Annotated in this window: 16 protein-coding genes and 1 riboswitch; of the genes, 7 read left to right on the top strand and 9 right to left on the bottom strand. The window is 59.1% G+C overall.

From position 1 onward, the window contains the following. Nucleotides 1-134 precede the first annotated feature (134 nt). Genes ACFPPD_RS12815 through ACFPPD_RS12800 form a run of 4 tightly spaced genes read left to right on the top strand, consistent with a single transcriptional unit; the run spans nucleotide 135 to nucleotide 4,158 of the window. Nucleotides 135-1,592 carry a spore germination protein gene (locus tag ACFPPD_RS12815; RefSeq protein WP_209745087.1) on the top strand — a complete coding sequence of 486 codons (1,458 nt, stop codon included), beginning with the start codon at nucleotides 135-137 and terminating at the stop codon, nucleotides 1,590-1,592. Next, entirely contained in the window at nucleotides 1,589-2,806 is a 1,218-nt protein-coding gene (locus tag ACFPPD_RS12810; protein ID WP_378082415.1) for a Ger(x)C family spore germination protein, read from the top strand. Before ACFPPD_RS12815 ends, ACFPPD_RS12810 begins: the two co-directional genes overlap by 4 nt. Nucleotides 2,807-2,808: 2 nt before the next feature. Beyond that, the gene (locus ACFPPD_RS12805) at nucleotides 2,809-3,036 is read left to right on the top strand and encodes a hypothetical protein (protein ID WP_209745084.1); all 228 of its coding nucleotides are present in this window, start codon (nucleotides 2,809-2,811) and stop codon (nucleotides 3,034-3,036) included. A 15-nt stretch (nucleotides 3,037-3,051) separates the two neighbouring features. Further along, nucleotides 3,052-4,158, top strand: a complete 1,107-nt coding sequence (locus ACFPPD_RS12800; RefSeq protein WP_209745081.1) for a GerAB/ArcD/ProY family transporter — start codon at nucleotides 3,052-3,054, stop codon at nucleotides 4,156-4,158. 33 nt (nucleotides 4,159-4,191) lie between these two features. Here ACFPPD_RS12800 and wecB read toward each other — a convergent pair whose 3' ends face one another. Together wecB and upp are read right to left on the bottom strand one after the other, a co-directional pair. Then, nucleotides 4,192-5,310, bottom strand: coding sequence for a non-hydrolyzing UDP-N-acetylglucosamine 2-epimerase (gene wecB / locus ACFPPD_RS12795; RefSeq protein ID WP_209745587.1), 1,119 nt, complete (start codon nucleotides 5,308-5,310; stop codon nucleotides 4,192-4,194). Nucleotides 5,311-5,369: 59 nt separating this feature from the next. Then, nucleotides 5,370-5,999, bottom strand: a complete 630-nt coding sequence (upp, locus tag ACFPPD_RS12790) for a uracil phosphoribosyltransferase (protein WP_209745078.1) — start codon at nucleotides 5,997-5,999, stop codon at nucleotides 5,370-5,372. A 247-nt stretch (nucleotides 6,000-6,246) separates the two neighbouring features. On the opposite strand from upp, the gene ACFPPD_RS12785 reads away from it, so the two are divergent. Together ACFPPD_RS12785 and ACFPPD_RS12780 are read left to right on the top strand one after the other, a co-directional pair. Next, on the top strand, nucleotides 6,247-6,540 hold the full coding sequence (locus ACFPPD_RS12785; protein ID WP_209745075.1) for an LSm family protein: 294 nt from the start codon (nucleotides 6,247-6,249) through the stop codon (nucleotides 6,538-6,540). A 219-nt stretch (nucleotides 6,541-6,759) separates the two neighbouring features. Then, the gene (locus ACFPPD_RS12780) at nucleotides 6,760-8,220 is read left to right on the top strand and encodes a methyl-accepting chemotaxis protein (RefSeq protein ID WP_209745072.1); all 1,461 of its coding nucleotides are present in this window, start codon (nucleotides 6,760-6,762) and stop codon (nucleotides 8,218-8,220) included. A 92-nt stretch (nucleotides 8,221-8,312) separates the two neighbouring features. Here ACFPPD_RS12780 and ACFPPD_RS12775 read toward each other — a convergent pair whose 3' ends face one another. From ACFPPD_RS12775 to thrC, 7 genes are all read right to left on the bottom strand, one after another. Continuing rightward, nucleotides 8,313-9,560 (bottom strand): serine hydroxymethyltransferase, encoded by a 1,248-nt coding sequence (locus tag ACFPPD_RS12775; protein WP_378082476.1) that lies wholly within the window; start codon nucleotides 9,558-9,560, stop codon nucleotides 8,313-8,315. A 45-nt stretch (nucleotides 9,561-9,605) separates the two neighbouring features. After that, nucleotides 9,606-10,220 (bottom strand): TIGR01440 family protein, encoded by a 615-nt coding sequence (locus tag ACFPPD_RS12770; protein WP_209745066.1) that lies wholly within the window; start codon nucleotides 10,218-10,220, stop codon nucleotides 9,606-9,608. A gap of 183 nt (nucleotides 10,221-10,403) precedes the next feature. Then, nucleotides 10,404-10,486: riboswitch (ZMP/ZTP riboswitch) on the bottom strand. 44 nt (nucleotides 10,487-10,530) lie between these two features. Next, the gene (locus ACFPPD_RS12765) at nucleotides 10,531-11,121 is read right to left on the bottom strand and encodes a low molecular weight protein arginine phosphatase (protein ID WP_209745064.1); all 591 of its coding nucleotides are present in this window, start codon (nucleotides 11,119-11,121) and stop codon (nucleotides 10,531-10,533) included. A 35-nt stretch (nucleotides 11,122-11,156) separates the two neighbouring features. Continuing rightward, nucleotides 11,157-11,717 carry a manganese efflux pump MntP gene (locus ACFPPD_RS12760; RefSeq protein ID WP_209745062.1) on the bottom strand — a complete coding sequence of 187 codons (561 nt, stop codon included), beginning with the start codon at nucleotides 11,715-11,717 and terminating at the stop codon, nucleotides 11,157-11,159. A 168-nt stretch (nucleotides 11,718-11,885) separates the two neighbouring features. Beyond that, nucleotides 11,886-12,971, bottom strand: coding sequence for an L-threonylcarbamoyladenylate synthase (locus ACFPPD_RS12755; RefSeq protein WP_378082412.1), 1,086 nt, complete (start codon nucleotides 12,969-12,971; stop codon nucleotides 11,886-11,888). 86 nt (nucleotides 12,972-13,057) lie between these two features. After that, a complete protein-coding gene (locus ACFPPD_RS12750; RefSeq protein WP_209745060.1) occupies nucleotides 13,058-13,744 on the bottom strand; it encodes a stage II sporulation protein R in 687 nt (228 codons plus the stop codon). Nucleotides 13,745-13,877: 133 nt separating this feature from the next. Then, nucleotides 13,878-15,137 carry a threonine synthase gene (gene thrC, locus ACFPPD_RS12745; RefSeq protein WP_209745058.1) on the bottom strand — a complete coding sequence of 420 codons (1,260 nt, stop codon included), beginning with the start codon at nucleotides 15,135-15,137 and terminating at the stop codon, nucleotides 13,878-13,880. A gap of 113 nt (nucleotides 15,138-15,250) precedes the next feature. Between thrC and ACFPPD_RS12740 the strand changes: the two genes are divergently transcribed. Beyond that, a complete protein-coding gene (locus tag ACFPPD_RS12740; protein WP_209745056.1) occupies nucleotides 15,251-16,174 on the top strand; it encodes a LysR family transcriptional regulator in 924 nt (307 codons plus the stop codon). The last annotated feature ends 166 nt before the right edge of the window (nucleotides 16,175-16,340 follow it).

The following is a 16,340-nucleotide window of genomic DNA, read 5'->3' as shown; positions in this document are numbered from 1 at the left end:
GCTGCGCAAACCATACAGTTCCACTGTACACTGTAGGTCTGCCGCTTGCGAAACCCGTCAGCGCGCTTTGGAAAACTCATGGATGGCATTACCATGTCAGGGGCAAGGTAAATGGTGGAAGGAGGCGGTGAATCATGTTATCAGGTCGGCTGGAACAAAATATCCGGCGCATTCAAGAGGACATGGGCAACAGCGGGGATTTGCAGATCCGGACGTTATCGATTTCATGGACGCGGCCTTCCCCAACCGGAGTAGCTATTATCTATTTGGACGGAATGGCGGATGTATCGGCGATACAGGAATCAGTCATTCCCTCTCTGCTGGACAGGATTCCCCACCCCACATCGGCTAATTCCCCTGACTTGCTGGAGGTAATGCGCTCCTTCGTGCTGGATGCGGGCAGCGTCTTAAGGATACCGGAATGGGAGGTCTGTCTCGACGCCGTCATTGCGGGCAATGCCCTTCTGCTGATCGACGGGGAGCGCGAGGCGCTCGTCTTGGAAATGTGCGGGTACGAGGATCGGGGCATCCAAGAAACGAAAACGCAAATCGTCGTCCGCGGACCGCGGGATGCCTTCACGGAAACATTGATCAAGAACGTTTCGCTGATCCGCAGAAGGATCAAGGATCCGCGGATGCGCGTCGTGATGCAATCCAAAGGGAAAGTGTCTAATACCAACATCTGCGTGATGTATTTAGAAGGCATCGCGGAACGGCGGATCGTAGATGAAGTGTTCGCCCAACTGGAAAAGGTCGACCTTCGCGGGCTTTTCGACGGACAATATCTTGAAGAGTTTTTCACAGCGGACAAATGGACACTGTTCCCGACGGTATACAACACCGATCGTCCGGATTCGGCATCCGCGATGCTGCTCGAAGGGCGAATCGTCATCATGGTTGACGGCAGCCCGTTCGTGCTGGTCGTTCCCGCCGTGCTGGTCGATTTCATCCAATCCGCCGAAGACTACTACCAACCGGTCTATTTCAGCAATCTCATTCGTACGCTGCGGGTGCTGGCGCTTGTTATTGCGCTTCTCGCTCCGTCCCTTTATATCGCCGTAACGACGTTCCATCCCGACCTGCTTCCGACGCAACTGCTGCTCAGTCTTTCCGCGCAAAGGGAAGGTATCCCTTTCCCCGCCTTCATCGAAGCCTTGATGATGGAGATCACTTTCGAAATCCTGCGCGAAGCCGGTATCCGCATGCCTGTTACGGCCGGCCAATCCGTTGCCATCGTCGGGACGATCGTCGTCGGACAAGCTGCCGTGGAGGCCGGCATCGTATCCGCCGCGATGATCATTGTCGTTTCCATTACCGCCATTGCCAGCTTCGTCATCCCGTCCTACGCGCTCGGACTGGCGATTCGCGTTCACCGGTTTTTCTTTATGGCGCTTGCCGCGACCATGGGCATATACGGCCTGACGATCGGGATCATCGTTTCCGTCCTTATGCTCTGCCGGCTGGATTCGTTCGGGGTCGCCTACTTGAGCCCGTTCGCTCCTTTCGTAGCGTCGAAACAGAAGGATGCCTTCCTTCGATTTCCATTTTGGATGCTCAGTCGGAGCTCCTCCGAAAGGAGACGCCGGACGTGAAACGCTCGCGCATCCTGATGGTATCGTTGGCGATTGTTCTTAGCTATTCACTGACCGGCTGCTGGAACCGGAGAGAATTGAACGAGCTCGCCATAGTGCTTGCCGCTGGTATCGATCTAGTGGACGGCGGCAAGTACCGGGTGACGGTCCAGGCTGCCGATCCGTCCCAAATGGGCCGAACCCGGGCTGGCAATAAAACCGCCGGCCTGATTTATACCGCCGAGGCCGACACCGTGTTCGAAGCGATCCGCAAAATGACGACCAAAGCGCCGAGAAGAATGTACTTCGGTCACCTGCAAATGCTGTTCGTGAATGAAGCGCTCGCCCGCAAAGGAGTCTCGAAGCCCCTGGATTTGATGTTCCGAGCTCCTGAAAACCGTCCGGATTTCAACGTCGCTGTGACCAAGGGCGTATCCGCCGAGGATGTTCTGGCCATGATCTCTCCTTTTGAAACCATTCCGGCCATGGACTTCTATAAATCGCTGAAGACGTCGGAAAAAGCGTGGGCTCCCACAAGCGCTACCCGAATCTTGGATCTGATGATGCAGCTTTCCACGGACGGACTGGAGCCGGCGTTGACCGCCATTACTATGATCGGGAACCGGGAAGGGGCCAAGTCCGCCGGCAATGTCAAACAACCTAAAGCTCTCGGTGAATACCAATACCAGGGTCTTGGGGCATTTATGGACGATAAGCTGCTCGGTTGGATGGGCGAGGAGGACAGCAAGTCTTATGCCTACATGACTAACCGGGTATATAGCACGGTCGGACCGCTAGACTGCCCTCAATCGAAGGGCCAGGTCACCGTTGAGGTCGTCCGGGCTAAGTCCAAGATCTTCCCCCGTATCCGGAACGGTGAACCGCTCTCGGAAGTGAAGCTCCGACTCGAGGTCAATATCGGCGAGGTCGAATGCGACAACATTAACCTGACGAGCGCGGAGACGTTCCGCCAGCTGGAGCGGGATGGCAGGAAAACCATAGAACGGATTGTCGGGGACGGCATTCGGCATGTTCAGCAAAATTTCGGAACCGACATCTACGGCTTCGGAGACCGTTTCCATCACAAATATCCGAAGCAGTGGCGACAGTGGAAGGATGACTGGAACAAGAGGTTCAGCCGAATGCCGATCGAATTGAAAGTGGAGTACCACATACGCAGAATGGGCAAAATCACTAACCCGATTCGCCCCGCCCATCCGGAAGAAGGGAAATGAGCATGTCGATCATCATTGCGTGTACCGGAATTGCCGCCCTATGCGCCGCATTCGCGAAATGGCGAAGCTCAGGGCGGAAAACCCCGTTCGCCTCCATAGCGGTCCTGTACGGGGCGGCCTTGTTCATCGACGTGTGGAGCGCCTTGGATCTTCCTCTCCCCAGCGTGGCCCGATGGATCTCCCAAATGTCTCGACCAATTGCCGATACGGTCTACGGATGGCTGAAGTAGCAAAGGGGGATGACGTTGAACCAATCTATGATTACAACCCGGCAAGCGACTCTCTGGTTGACGATGTACTATATCGGCAGCGCCGTGCTTATCGTTCCCGTCATGCTGGCCTCCGCAGCCAAGCAGGACGCATGGATGTCCGCTATACTTGCGCTCGGCCTGCATTTCGCGATTATCCCGGTGTTCGCAACGCTCGGGCATCTGTCCGGATCGGAGGGCGCCGGCGCATTCCTGTCGAGGCTGTTCGGCAGATGGGGCGGCAAATTGACGCTGTTCGTCTTGCTGCTGACGGGGCCGTTCCCGATCTTAATCTTCAATTTGAGGGATCTAAGCGACTTCACGACCACCGTAGTCATGCAAAGAACACCTATGGAAGCGATCAGCTACATGATGCTCTTTGCGGTTGTCATCGGCCTTTATTCCGGTGTCCGAACGGTCGGGCGGGCGGCGGAGGCGCTGTTTCCTTTTGTCTTTTTCCTGATCATCGTCTTGTTGATTTCGATTACTCCTTCACTTAGTTTCTGGCGGCTATTTCCATTTATGGAGAACGGAATCAGGCCGGTTATCTCCGCGTCGATACCGCTGTTCGGCTATCCTTTTATGGAGGTGTCCGTTCTGTGGCTCATCTGCTCTCGTATGAAGCAACCCGGGCAATTTGGCCAAGTGTTACGACGCAGCGCCTGGATGAGCGGCACGGTTTTCCTCCTGCTGACGGTGTTCGTCATCATGGTGGCCGGGGCGCCCATCACGGCCCAGCTGTCGTTCCCGAGTTACTTCATCTCCCGAACCATCAGCATAGGCGACTTCTATGAACGGATCGAAGCGATCGTTACGATGATCTGGTACATGACGATGTTTTTCCGTATGGCGTTGCTGCTGTACGTTTCTTCGGAAGGCACGGCAGCGCTGTTGTCATTGAAGGACGGGCGCCCCTTGCACATCCCACTTGCGCTGATCGCGCTTCCGCTATCCCTTCACGCGTGGCCGAATCCGGCCTCGATTATGGAGTACGATCGAAACTGGCCCTTCTTCCGACTCGCGTTCGGGGTGCTCCTGCCTCTGTTGATCCTGTGGGCTGCTGTTGCCAAACGAAAAACGGGAACCCGTTCCACCGCTCGATAGGCGGTAAAAGGTTCCCGTGAAGTTGCGCGAAAATTACCGGAACGAATCCGGGCGCTCGCCTTTGCCGAAATGGTGGAGAATCGCCTCGACGATGCGCCCGGATGCCCGGCCGTCTCCGTAAGGATTGGCCGCTTGGCTCATCTTCGCGTACAGGTCCTCGTCGGACAAGAGAGCCCGCGCGCGTCCGTAGACGACTTCCTCGTCCGTTCCGACGAGCTCGAGCGTGCCCGCTTCGATACCTTCCGGGCGCTCCGTCGTGTCCCGAAGGACGAGGACGGGGACGCCGTAAGACGGCGCCTCTTCTTGCAGGCCGCCGGAGTCGGTCAGGATCAGGTGCGTATGCGGATAGAAATTATGAAGCTCGACGACGTCCAGCGGATCGATGAGCCGGATGCGCGGATGATCGCCGAGTATTTCCTGCGCCGGTCCTCGAACGGCCGGGCTCGGATGTACCGGGTAGACGATGGCGATATCGTCGAACTCGTCCGCGATCCTCCTCACCGCGCGGAAGATTTGGCGATGAGGCTCTCCTTGCGATTCCCTGCGATGTGCGGTCATGAGAACGAGCCGCTTGCCGGACGCCCAGTCGAGCACCGGATGGGAGAAATCGGATTTCACCGTATATTGGAAGACATCCGTCACCGTATTGCCGGTGACGTATATGCGATCCGGATTTTTGCTTTCCTTCGACAGATTGCCGGCGGACCAGTCCGTCGGCGCGAAGTGCACGTCCGCGAGCACGCCCGTCAGCTGCCGGTTCATCTCTTCCGGATACGGGGAGAGCTTGTTCCAAGTCCGCAAGCCCGCTTCCACGTGTCCGACTTGGATTTGTTGCAGGAACGATGCGTAGCTAGCCAAGAACGTCGTTAACGTATCTCCGTGGACGAGCACGATGTCCGGCTTCGCTTCCTGAAGGACGGGCTCCAGCCCTTGCAGCACGCGGATCGTGATCCCGTTCAGCGTCTGGTTCGCCTGCATGACGTCCAGGTCGTAATCCGGCTGGATGCCGAACACCTCGAGCACTTGGTCGAGCATCTGGCGATGCTGCGCCGTGACGCAGACGATCGGCTCGATATGCTCCGGGTGCTTCTGCAATTCCAGAATAAGCGGCGCCATCTTGATAGCTTCCGGACGGACGCCGAATATGGTCATGACTTTGATTTTGTCGCTCACGTCGGTTTCTTCTCTCCTAACCGGTCATTTCGGGTCGATTATTTAGTGCCGTACAGCCGGTCGCCGGCGTCGCCGAGACCCGGCACGATATAGCCGTGTTCGTTCAGCTTCTCGTCCAGCGCCCCCAAGTAAATGTCGATGTCGGGATGGCGTTCCTGGACCGCTTGCACCCCTTCCGGAGCGGCGATCAGACACATCAGCTTCGTCGGACGGCAGCCCTTGGCTTTCAGCATGTCGATCGCGGCGTTGGCCGAGCCGCCCGTCGCGAGCATCGGATCGATGACGATCAGCTCGCGCTCCGCGACGTCGGACGGCAAGCTGCAGTAATATTCGACCGGCTGCAGCGTCTCATGGTCGCGATACAGGCCGATATGTCCGACTTTGGCCGAAGGGATAATCTTCAGCACGCCGTCGACCATGCCGAGGCCCGCGCGCAGAATCGGGATCAACCCCATCATTCTGCCCGCGATGACTTTGCCTTCCGTTACCGCGACGGGCGTCTCGACCCGCACGGGAGACAGAGGAACGTCCCTCGTGATCTCGTAAGCCATCAGCATGGCGACTTCGTCGACCAGCTCGCGGAATTGTTTCGTATTCGTCATTTTGTCACGGATAAACGTTATTTTGTGTTGGATTAACGGATGATCGCAAATGACCAAAGTTCCCATGTGTTCTTCCCTTTCCATGACGTCCGCGCATCCGCTCTAGCGGCGCTCCGGGACGTTTTTCTATGTAGGCTGCCCGTACATTATATCATTGTCTCCGAACGGGTGCATAACATCCGTCGAACGATCGCGACAAGCGTCGGAAATCCGGGCGATACGCCCGGAAGGAGCGCCGCGAATCCGGAGCCGCTCCGCACCCCTTGCCGGGCATCCGCATATCATGAAAGAGAAAGCCCTAGGAGGAATGCCCATGAACGTCCGAGCTACCCAATCCCCTGTTCACTTATACAAGGCGGACCAAGAGTGGACCGCCCACGTGCGCAGAACCCGCCAGAAGCTGGCCGAAGCGTGCGGCCAATGCATGAACCGAACCGTCAGGGTGCAGACGATCGACGGTCATACGTACGAAGGCGTCGTCGTCGGCTCCGACCGCACGTACCTGCACATCATGACCGGCGACTCCCGCTTCTTCGGCCCGTACGCGTCCAACGCCATCCTGACGCTGGTGTTGTTCGAGCTTCTCGTCATTACGTTGTTGATTTAAACAAAAAGAAGAAACGAACGACGAAAATTAGCAAACCCCGTTGACAATGTTTGTCATCCTCTTTAGTATTATCAGAATTATTCAACATGTGCCGGATCACATCGAAGTGACTCGACATCGGGCAATGAAGCCCTGCAGACGGAACGACCAAACCGGTTGCTTGCGGTTTAGTCGTTCTGATCGCAGGGTTTTTTTGTTCATTTTACGAGGAGGAAACCTATGCTGCGCTTCATTCGGTCATCTATGTACCGGCAAGTCGTCAACGAGTTGGAACGGTTCGCCGTCGGAGATTTCACGGGAAACAACGGGTTTCGCGCCGTCGGAGGCAAGCTGATCCATACGCTTCGGCGGACGGCGAGAAGCCTGAATTCGCTCATACGCATTGTCGACCGTTCATCGAAAGACCTTCACCGGAAAATGAACGACATATCAACCAAATCCGCCGCCGTAGCGGAACAGGTTCATGCCGTTACGGAAACGATCCGCGAAATGGCGGACGGCATGCAGGACGCCTCCGATCACGTATTCGCGATTTCCGAGGAAGTAAATCGAATCGGCGGATATATAAAAGGCGTTAAGAACGGCAATACGGAGCTTGTCGGATCGGCAGAGCAATTCGCCCGGGAAGTAAGCCTGACCCGAACGGAAATACTGGAAGCAACCGGACAGATGAAGACGATCTCCCAAGAAAACGCCGCAGCGCAGGCTAAGATGAAACAATTAGAGCAAGCGCTCGGCCAAATAACAGGCATGTCCCGTCTCATCGGAGAAATATCCGATCAAACCCAATTGCTTGCCCTTAATGCCAATATCGAAGCCGCTCATGCCGGCGAATTCGGCAAAGGATTCGCCATCGTCGCCGGCGAGATTTCCCGGTTGGCCGAACAAACGCGCACGAAGACGCAAGAAATCCACGCGGCGATCGGACTCGTTGAATCGAGCGCCGGAGAACTCGACGGTTCCATCGGACGCATGCAGACAACCGTAGAGCGCGGCGCTACCGCCATGCAAGCCGCCGCGGATAAATCCGATGCCGTATCCTCCTTTCTGATCGGCATGCTCGACCGAATCAATGAAATGGACGGCCAATTGGAAGGAATTTCGGAGAGCGCGCAATCCGTCACGGATGCGGTTAATCTCACTTCCGCCATGATTCAAGAGACAGCGGCCGGAAGCGAGGAAGTGCTGGCATCGGCGGAAGTGCAATTATCCCATATCCGGGAAATAAACGATGACTTGATCGAAGCGACGCATAACAGCCTCTCCCTTCGTTCGGTCGTCTCGCAATTCAAGCTCCCTCCCAAAGACCAATCCCATCCGCTGCAGAAGGAACTCGATACTTGGGTAGCGGGCGCCATCGGAATACGGGCCATCATGGTTTCCATGGTGGAATCCAGGGATCCCGAGGAAATTCGGGAATGGTACCGGAAGAAAACCGTACAGGAAGAGAAGCATTCCCATCAGTTCTTAGAGTTGGAACGCAAAACCCGCACGGAACGGGACAAGCTTAATCTGCGATTGCTGCGCGATGCTTGGGCAGCATTCTCCGAAGCCAAAGAACGAAATGCGAAATGGATGCTGGAGGAGGCTTACGACAATGCGCATGAAGGACTGACCACGTTAGGGAGACAACGATTCAAAACGGTAATGGACGCGGTCGATGAATGGATAGACGGCTAGTTCAGGCGGATGGCAATTATAAGCTCAAATCGCGATATTCGAAAACAAAGCCCGAAAACCAATCGGTTTTCGGGCTTTGTTTTCTCTACTGATTAGTATTGCAGGTTCGGGTACAGCGGGTATTGCGCCGTCAGATCGGCGACCATCGCGCGCGCTTTGTCCAGCGTCGCTTGGTCTTCCGGGTTTTTCAACGTCAGGGCGATGACTTGGGCGATCGTCTTCATCGCTTCCGGTCCCATGCCGCGCGTCGTGACCGCAGGCGTGCCGACGCGGATGCCGCTCGTGACGAACGGGCTCGTCGGATCGAACGGAATGGCGTTCTTGTTAACGGTGATCGCGACGGAATCGAGAACGTGCTCGGCCACTTTGCCCGTGATGTTCAGGTTGCGCGTGTCGATCAGCATCAAGTGGTTGTCGGTGCCGCCGGAGACGAGGTTCAAGCCTTCGGAGACGAGCGCTTCGGCCAATGCTTTCGCGTTCACGACGACGTTGCGCGCGTAGTCTTTGAACGAAGGCTCGAGCGCTTCGCCGAGAGCGACCGCTTTCGCCGCGATGATGTGCATGAGAGGTCCGCCTTGCGTGCCCGGGAATACCGCTTTGTCGATCGCGGCCGCCCATGGCTGACGGCACAGGATCATGCCGCCGCGAGGTCCGCGAAGAGTCTTGTGCGTCGTCGTCGTGACGAAGTGCGCGTGCGGAACCGGGCTCGGGTGCTCGCCGCCGGCGACGAGACCGGCGATGTGGGCCATATCGACCATGAACAGCGCGCCTACGTCGTTAGCGATTTGTCCCATTTTCTCGAAATCGATCGTGCGCGGATACGCGGAAGCGCCGGCGACGATCAGGCGCGGACGGTGTTTGAACGCCGCTTTGCGCACTTCTTCGTAATCGATCGTGAACGTGTTCTCGTCGACGCCGTATGCGACGAAGTTGTACAGCAAGCCGGACGCGTTCGCCGGGTTGCCGTGCGTCAAGTGACCGCCGTGGGCAAGGTTCATGCCGAGGACGGTGTCGCCCGGCTTCAGGACGGCCAGGTAGACGGCCAGGTTCGCCTGCGCGCCGGAGTGCGGCTGCACGTTCGCGTGATCGGCTCCGAACAATTGCTTCGCGCGGTCGCGGGCGATTTGCTCCGGAATATCCACGTATTCGCAACCGCCGTAGTAGCGTTTGCCCGGGTAGCCCTCCGCGTATTTGTTCGTGAGGACGGTACCCATCGTTTCAAGCACGGCTTCGCTGACGATGTTCTCGGAAGCGATCAGTTCGATATTGTCGCGTTGGCGTTTCAATTCCAGGTTCAGCGCTTTGACGATTTCCGGGTCTTGCTTGTTCAAGTTTTCCAACATAGTCGTATATCCTCCCGTAATGTGTAGATGGATTTAGATGAATTACTCACACGATGGCGAAGCGATGTTGCCTTGGGGCGGTTCGTAGACGGCGCGGGCGCCGCCGATCAGCTTCGGGCGGGTCGTCGCCATGTTGACCCGGGCGTGGCCGATCTCGCGAACGGTCGGCCTGAGCGGGACGGCGACCCTGCGAAGGTGCATGCCGATCATCGTCTCGCCGATGTCGACGCCCGCGTGGGCGCCAACCTCTTCGACGAGGCACGGCTCGGCCAGCTTGCGGTAAGCGTAAGCGGCCATCGAGCCTCCGGCTTTCGGGACGGGAACGGCCGACACTTCGTTCCAACCCATTCGTTCGGCCAGGGCGCGGTCGGCCACGAGCGCGCGGTTCAGATGCTCGCAGCATTGCCAGACGACGTGGAAGCCGATGCGCTCGCGAACGCTCTCCACGCCGTCGTAGATCATCTTCGCGATGTCTTCGGCGCCGGAAGTGCCGATCCGCTTGCCTCGGACTTCGCTCGTGCTAGCGCCGACGACGACGATCTGCCCGGCGCGAAGGCCGGCGATCTCCGCCAATTCCCCGAGAAGCGCGGCCGTCCTCTCTTCGACGTCCTTGAAGGGAGCCTCTGGAATTGCAGGTTGTTCGGATTCAGCAGCCATCAGACAGCCTCCCTTCGCGGTAACGCGGTTTAATCGACCGAACGACATCAATAAAGGTATTATACCTGAATTCGATCCGCGCAAACAGCGAACCCCCGTCCGCGCGGACGCGCTCCCGCCCCCTCCTCCGCTGGTCTGAAAGAGTCAAAACGACAAAAAAGAGCTAGCGCGCATATGCACGCTGCTCTTCGCCCAGGCGACCGGCCGTCATTCCGATGCTCCACCGTGGTTGATCCCACTTGTCGTCGCCAGTTACATCGGAACCTTGAAGTTGTATTCCCATCATAACGAACCGGACGGAAAAAATCAATCACCGATCGTTCGGATCCCGGTCCAATTTGTCGATGAGCGTCAGCAATGCGTCCTCGATCTCGTCCGCCGTTTGCTCGTAAAGCGCGAGAGAGCCGCCGAACGGATCGGCGACGTCGAAGTCGGGTATGCGGCGCTGCAGCTCCAGCAGGCGCGTCCTCTCCGCGCCGGTCAGATTCTGCCCGAGCGCTTGCTTGACCTGCCACTCCGAATACAGCCGCTCCGCCTCGGCCACGTCGTCCATGACGGGATCTCCGCGCAGCGCGTATTCCTTCAGCGTGAACGTCTTGCTCAGCGCCTGCGGGAACCTCTCAAGAATGGATCTCTTGTGCCCGGCCGTCATCGTCAGGATCAAGCTTGCCCACAGCACGTCGTCCGCCTTCAGCGACGTCGAGCCTTCCGGCAACGCCAGCTTTCTTTTCCGGAGCGCCGTCGCGGCGTGGGGAGATACCGGCAGTCCGTCGATCGTCGAGATGCCCGCCGAACGAACTTCGATCGGCTTGCCGCCGCGCGCCGCCAAATCCTTCATCAACGCTTCCGCCATCGGGCTTCGGCAGGTGTTGCCCGTGCATACGATCAATATCCGGTTCATTCTCTCCTCGCCCTCCCGTCTCTCGATGCTTCGTCTTATATAAGAAATAATAGACCAAACGCGAACAAAATAACACCGCCCAGCGCTTCTCCATATCCTCCCAACGACCGGCTCGCTTTCCTGCCGAGCATCAGGCCGAGCACGCTCATCGCCCCGCCGAACAAGCCGAACAGGGAAACCGTCATCCACACGTGCGAAGCGAACATCCCGAGCGACACCCCGACGGAAAACGAATCGATGCTAACGCTGAACGAAAAGACGAGCATCCCCCATGCCGTGCGATGATCGAACGAATCGACCGATTCCCCGCGGATGGAGCTATATAGCATATGACCGCCGAGCAATAAGAGCAACGCCCCGGCCGCCGCCGTCGCGATGCCCCCGAGCAGTCCGCTGACGTATTGGCCCGTCATCATGCCGCCGAGAGGCATAAGCACGTGAAACAGGGCGATAAGCGCGCTGAGCTTCGCGATATCCCGCAAGCGAATGCCTTTTAACCCGATGCCGATTCCGAGCGAAAAAGCGTCCATGCCCAATGCGACCGCCATGACGGTAATCGTCAGCAATTGGCCCGTTGCCGCGCCCCCGTCAAACATAGCCTGTCCCCTCCCGCGCGATTATTCGCCGTACCCGCCGTCTCTTCCCAACATATGCGGACAAGAGGGGGAACATGCAAATGCGGGCGCGGGGAGAGCGCGCGGGCCGAAGGTAGCGGGAGCGAACGCGCGGGACTTAGGGACTTAGGGACTTAGGCGGAATCGCGGTTATACGCGGCTCTCGCGGCCTCCCGCGGCTTTGCGAAGCCTGTTCATGAGCGCCGCGCCGATGCCTTCTTCGGGATAGCCTTCCGCGACGATGTAATCCACGCCGCGGGCGTCGCATTCGCGAAGCAGCGCGTACAGCGCGCGAGCCGCTTGCTCGGGCTCATCGCGGGAGCCGCAATCGAGCACCGCGTCGGCCTTGTAGCTCGCGACGTGCTCCGTGCAGCAGATAATCGCGACCTTGCGTCCTCGCGCGGAGGCCTCGTCCGCGAGCCGCTGCACTGCGGCCGGCAGCCGCTCCTCCGGACCGGTCGCGAGCACCATCTCGCCTTGCGGCGCATAGTGCGCGTATTTGACGCCCGGCGAGCGGGGCGCTTCGTCCGCGGCCGCGTTCGCGCCGGAGGCGCCTTCGGCTTCCGGCGTTCCGGCTACCTCTGCCAGCGAGCCGACCGCCGCCTGAAGCTGCTCGCGCGTCACTCCGCCCGGGCGGAGAACGTGAACCTCGCGGCCGATGACGCGAACGACCGTCGACTCGAGGCCGACGCCCGTCTCTCCGCCGTCGAGCACGCCGTCGATGCGGCCGTCTAAATCCTCGAGCACGTGGCTTGCCCGCGTCGGGCTCGGACGTCCGGAACGGTTGGCGCTCGGCGCCGCGATCGGGCAGCCGGAGAGCCCGATCAGCTCGCGCGCCGCTTCGTGCTCCGGCACTCGTACCGCCACCGTGTCCAAGCCGGCCGTGACGAGCGGAGAAACCGCGCCTTCCTTCGCCGGCAACACGAGCGTTAACGGCCCCGGCCAGAACGCCTCCATCAGCTTCCGTTCGATCTCGTTCACCCGCGCCGCCACGCTCTCCACGTCTTCCGCGCGCGCGAAGTGCACGATGAGCGGATTGTCCGACGGCCTTCCTTTAGCCGCGAAAATACGCTTCACCGTCTCCGTGCTTCTCGCGTCTCCGCCCAAGCCGTACACCGTCTCCGTCGGAAACGCAACGACGCCGCCGGCGGCGAGCGCCGCGGCGGCTTCCTGTATGCCGGTCCGCATGCGTTCCGCGGGCCAATATGTCGTATGCTGCGCCATCTGATGCTCCATCCTACCGGCCCCTCGCGACCGCGAATCCGCCGCGCAACGCCGAGTCCTATATGTTAACGCCATTATAGCACAGCGGGCGGCGAACGTCAGAACAAGGAAGAGAGGAAGGCAATCAGCTTCTCGAGCAACTCCCAGAGGAAAAATTTCGTTTCCGGCTTCTCGCCGGCTGGATCGGGAGCCGTTTCTTTCGCTCCAGAGGTTTTGACGATTTCCCCGGATGCGGCGTCATCGTTTGCCGTTGCCGCCGTCAAGCAAAGAGGGGGAAACAGCACGCACCACCAATTCGCGCCTTTGCCGTCGCCGAGCGTCACGCGGAGCGCTTCGTAGTTGCCCGCCGCGTAAGACTTACCTTCGAACGTTTTGGCCGGGAACGGCACTTTAGCCAGCTCGACTTTGCCGCCGTAAGGCGCGTCCAGCTGTTTCAGCTTCGCGGCGACCACCTTGCGTAGAGCGGGTAATTTCTTCGCGATCAGCGCGCGGGCTTCGTCATGCGTATCCGGCATCGCTCCCCAAGAGCGAATGGACGAAGCGACCGCGTCACGCACGCCGGCTTTGATGCGTTGATCCGTCTCGCCGTCGGAATTCGCGATAATGCGAATGCGAATGGCGTCGTCCGGAATGAGCGCGCCGGTACCCGCCGAAGCGGAAGGGCGCAGGAAAACGAGCAAACCTATCAGTAACGCGATGCCGAACAACACGAACTTGCCGGCGGCGCGGGCGAAACGGGTTTTCGAACGGGAAGAAGATAAAGAAGAATGATGGCTAATACGCATAGGATTTCGCTCCTTGATGCACCCGTCGGCGCAGCGCTATGCGTTCCGGAACGTCTTAGCCATCAGTATGTCCGGATTCCGAATCTATAAACCTATCAAACTCGCACCGGTCGTAATACGACCGCAGAGAAGGTTAAGCCGGCGAACCGAGCCGCTCGAGAACCGCTTCCGCCGTCAGTTCGCCGACGCTTCCTTCGAGGGAGCCTCCTACTTTTTTATCGGCATACATCCCCAGGGAATCCGTATCCTTCAGCAGGTTCCCCGTGAGAATGCACGCGACCGTCTCTTCCTTGTCGATCGTCCGTTCGGCGATCAACTTGCGCACTCCGGCCACCGTCGAGGCCGACGCGGGTTCGCAGCCGATGCCGCATCCGTCGATCTGCCTTTTCGCCGCAAGGATTTCCTCGTCGGTGACCGAACACGTCACGCCGCCGCTCGCCTTCAGGAAGTCGCGGGCTTTCCTCCAGCTCGGCGGGTTGCCGATGTTCATCGCCGAAGCGACGGTCGACGGCGAACTTTCCGGTACTAGCTCCTCGCCCGCTCCCGCCATCATTTTGTGAAACGGACTCGCGCCTTCCGCCTGCACGAGCGCCACCTTCGGCAGCCGGTCGATCATTCCGAGCCGCAGCAAGTCGTTAAGCCCTTTCCCGAGCGCCGTCACGTTGCTTAGCGCCCCGCCGGGAATGACGATCCAATCCGGCAACGTCCAGTTCAGCGATTGGGCGAGCTCGTAGACGATGCTCTTCTGCCCTTCTATCCGGAACGGATTGATCGAATTGCAGATGTAGAGGCCGAGTTCGTCGCCGTGTCTCTCGTAGAAGCGGATCCCGTCGTCGTAGGTGCCGTCGAACCGGACCATCCGGGCGCCGTAGGCGAGCGTCTGCAGCACCTTGTTCGCCGACACCCGCTCGCTGGGCACGAGCACGACCGATTCGCATTCCGCCAGCGCCGCGTACATCGCCAGGGAAGCCGAGGTGTTGCCCGTCGACGCGCAAGAGAAGCGCCGATACCCGAGCGATCGCCCGTGGGACAAAGCGACCGTCATTCCGTTGTCCTTGAACGAGCCGCTCGGATTTTCGCTTTGCGCCTTCAGCCATAGCTGCCGGATCCCGAGGAAACGGCGGATCGGGTCTGCGGAATAGAGCCCCGTATTGCCCTCGTACTTCGTGACGATGTAGCGGTCCGGCAGCTCGGGGTGAATGAGTTCCTTGTAGCGCCACACCCCGCTTGCATACGGGGTCATCCTCTCCGACAACCTCTCGCGAAACGTCCTCTCCAATTGCTCCAGGTCGAGTCCGGTAAAATCGTGCGAGATTTCCAGCATTCCTCCGCACTCGCATTGATAGGCCGCTTCCTTCTGTTCGCGTCCGCATTCGTAACACGTGATTTTCATTTGCCCAACGCTCCCTTCTGCCTCTAAAATAAGGGATGTCGAATCATAAATCTAATATATAAAAATTTTATTATCATAAGTTTTAATTATGAGTTGTGAGGGAGTGGCATCGAATGTTGAATCTCCATGCGTTGCGCTTATTTCATGTCGTCGCCGAGCTCGGGAGCGTGACGAAAGCGGCCGAACGGCTTAACGTCAGCCAACCCGCCGTAACGGGCCAGATCAAAAAGCTGGAGCGCGAGCTGGGGCTGCGGCTGTTCTCTCCGCGCGGCAGGGGCATCCTGCTGACGGACTCGGGCCGGGCGCTCGCGGCGGAAGCTATCCGTTTGTTCTCCCTCGAAGCGGATATCGAGCGTGCGATCTCGCGCCTGAGGGACGGCACGGCCGGCGTTCTGACAATCGCGGCGACTTACTTGCCCGCCAATTACTTGTTGCCGGACCTCGTCGCCGAATACAAAAGCCGTTATCCGGATGTCAACGTAAGGCTATCGACCGTCGGATCGGCCCGAGCGACGGAACTGCTGCTCCGCTACGAAGCGGACCTCGCCGTCGTCGGAGGCGCGCGGATCGCCAACCCGCTTCTGAAGACGTGGCCATGGCGCAAGGACGACATGTGGTTCGTCGCGCACGCGGGACATCGGCTCGCCGGGCGGGAGACGACGCTTGCCGATATCGTATCGGAGCCTTTCGCGTCGCGGGAAGAAGGAAGCTATTCGAGGGAGCAGCTGAAGGCGTTGTGCCTCGCCGCCCATGTGAGGATGCCCGAGATCGGGCTCGAAACGAACGGTTACGGGGAGTTGCTTCGCGTCGTCGCGAAAGGGTACGGCATCGCCTATCTATCCGCGCTGGAGGCGCGCGAGGAAGTCGAACGCGGGACGCTGCGCCGGATCGTCGCGACGGACGCGGCCGCCGACAACCTCGTCTGTGCGTATTGTCGGGACGAACCGGGCGGCTTGAGCGTTCTGGCGGAGCAGTTTCTCTCGCTCTTGCCGGAGCTGCCGTCCGGCGGGATGCCGAGACCGGTAGCGCGCGAGTAGATGTAAGTAGCTCTGTGCTACCATTGTCCGCGTTCGAGCGCGCGTGGGCATGTGGAAACGCGGAATACGCGAATCGAGTAGGCCCATGCGCAATTGCATGGGCCTCTCACAGATCCGTACGTGCGGGTCATCGCATACGGCTCCTCCATGATTATCCCCACTGGGG

The organism is Cohnella suwonensis (assembly GCF_042655365.1).
Classification (GTDB): Bacteria; Bacillota; Bacilli; order Paenibacillales; family Paenibacillaceae; genus Cohnella; species Cohnella suwonensis.
The sequence above is the reverse complement of the archived record's forward strand: the minus strand, read 5'-3'. Positions and strand labels throughout refer to the sequence as shown.

Coding starts and splice junctions, on each gene's coding strand:
- ACFPPD_RS12785 (WP_209745075.1), top strand. CDS start 6,247: ATGAACGTCCGAGCTACCCAATCCCCTGTTCACTTATACAAGGCGGAC.
- ACFPPD_RS12750 (WP_209745060.1), bottom strand. CDS start 13,744: ATGCGTATTAGCCATCATTCTTCTTTATCTTCTTCCCGTTCGAAAACC.
- ACFPPD_RS12805 (WP_209745084.1), top strand. CDS start 2,809: ATGTCGATCATCATTGCGTGTACCGGAATTGCCGCCCTATGCGCCGCA.
- ACFPPD_RS12780 (WP_209745072.1), top strand. CDS start 6,760: ATGCTGCGCTTCATTCGGTCATCTATGTACCGGCAAGTCGTCAACGAG.
- ACFPPD_RS12755 (WP_378082412.1), bottom strand. CDS start 12,971: ATGGAGCATCAGATGGCGCAGCATACGACATATTGGCCCGCGGAACGC.
- wecB (WP_209745587.1), bottom strand. CDS start 5,310: ATGACCATATTCGGCGTCCGTCCGGAAGCTATCAAGATGGCGCCGCTT.
- ACFPPD_RS12815 (WP_209745087.1), top strand. CDS start 135: ATGTTATCAGGTCGGCTGGAACAAAATATCCGGCGCATTCAAGAGGAC.
- ACFPPD_RS12760 (WP_209745062.1), bottom strand. CDS start 11,717: ATGTTTGACGGGGGCGCGGCAACGGGCCAATTGCTGACGATTACCGTC.
- thrC (WP_209745058.1), bottom strand. CDS start 15,137: ATGAAAATCACGTGTTACGAATGCGGACGCGAACAGAAGGAAGCGGCC.
- ACFPPD_RS12740 (WP_209745056.1), top strand. CDS start 15,251: ATGTTGAATCTCCATGCGTTGCGCTTATTTCATGTCGTCGCCGAGCTC.
- ACFPPD_RS12770 (WP_209745066.1), bottom strand. CDS start 10,220: ATGGCTGCTGAATCCGAACAACCTGCAATTCCAGAGGCTCCCTTCAAG.
- ACFPPD_RS12765 (WP_209745064.1), bottom strand. CDS start 11,121: ATGAACCGGATATTGATCGTATGCACGGGCAACACCTGCCGAAGCCCG.
- upp (WP_209745078.1), bottom strand. CDS start 5,999: ATGGGAACTTTGGTCATTTGCGATCATCCGTTAATCCAACACAAAATA.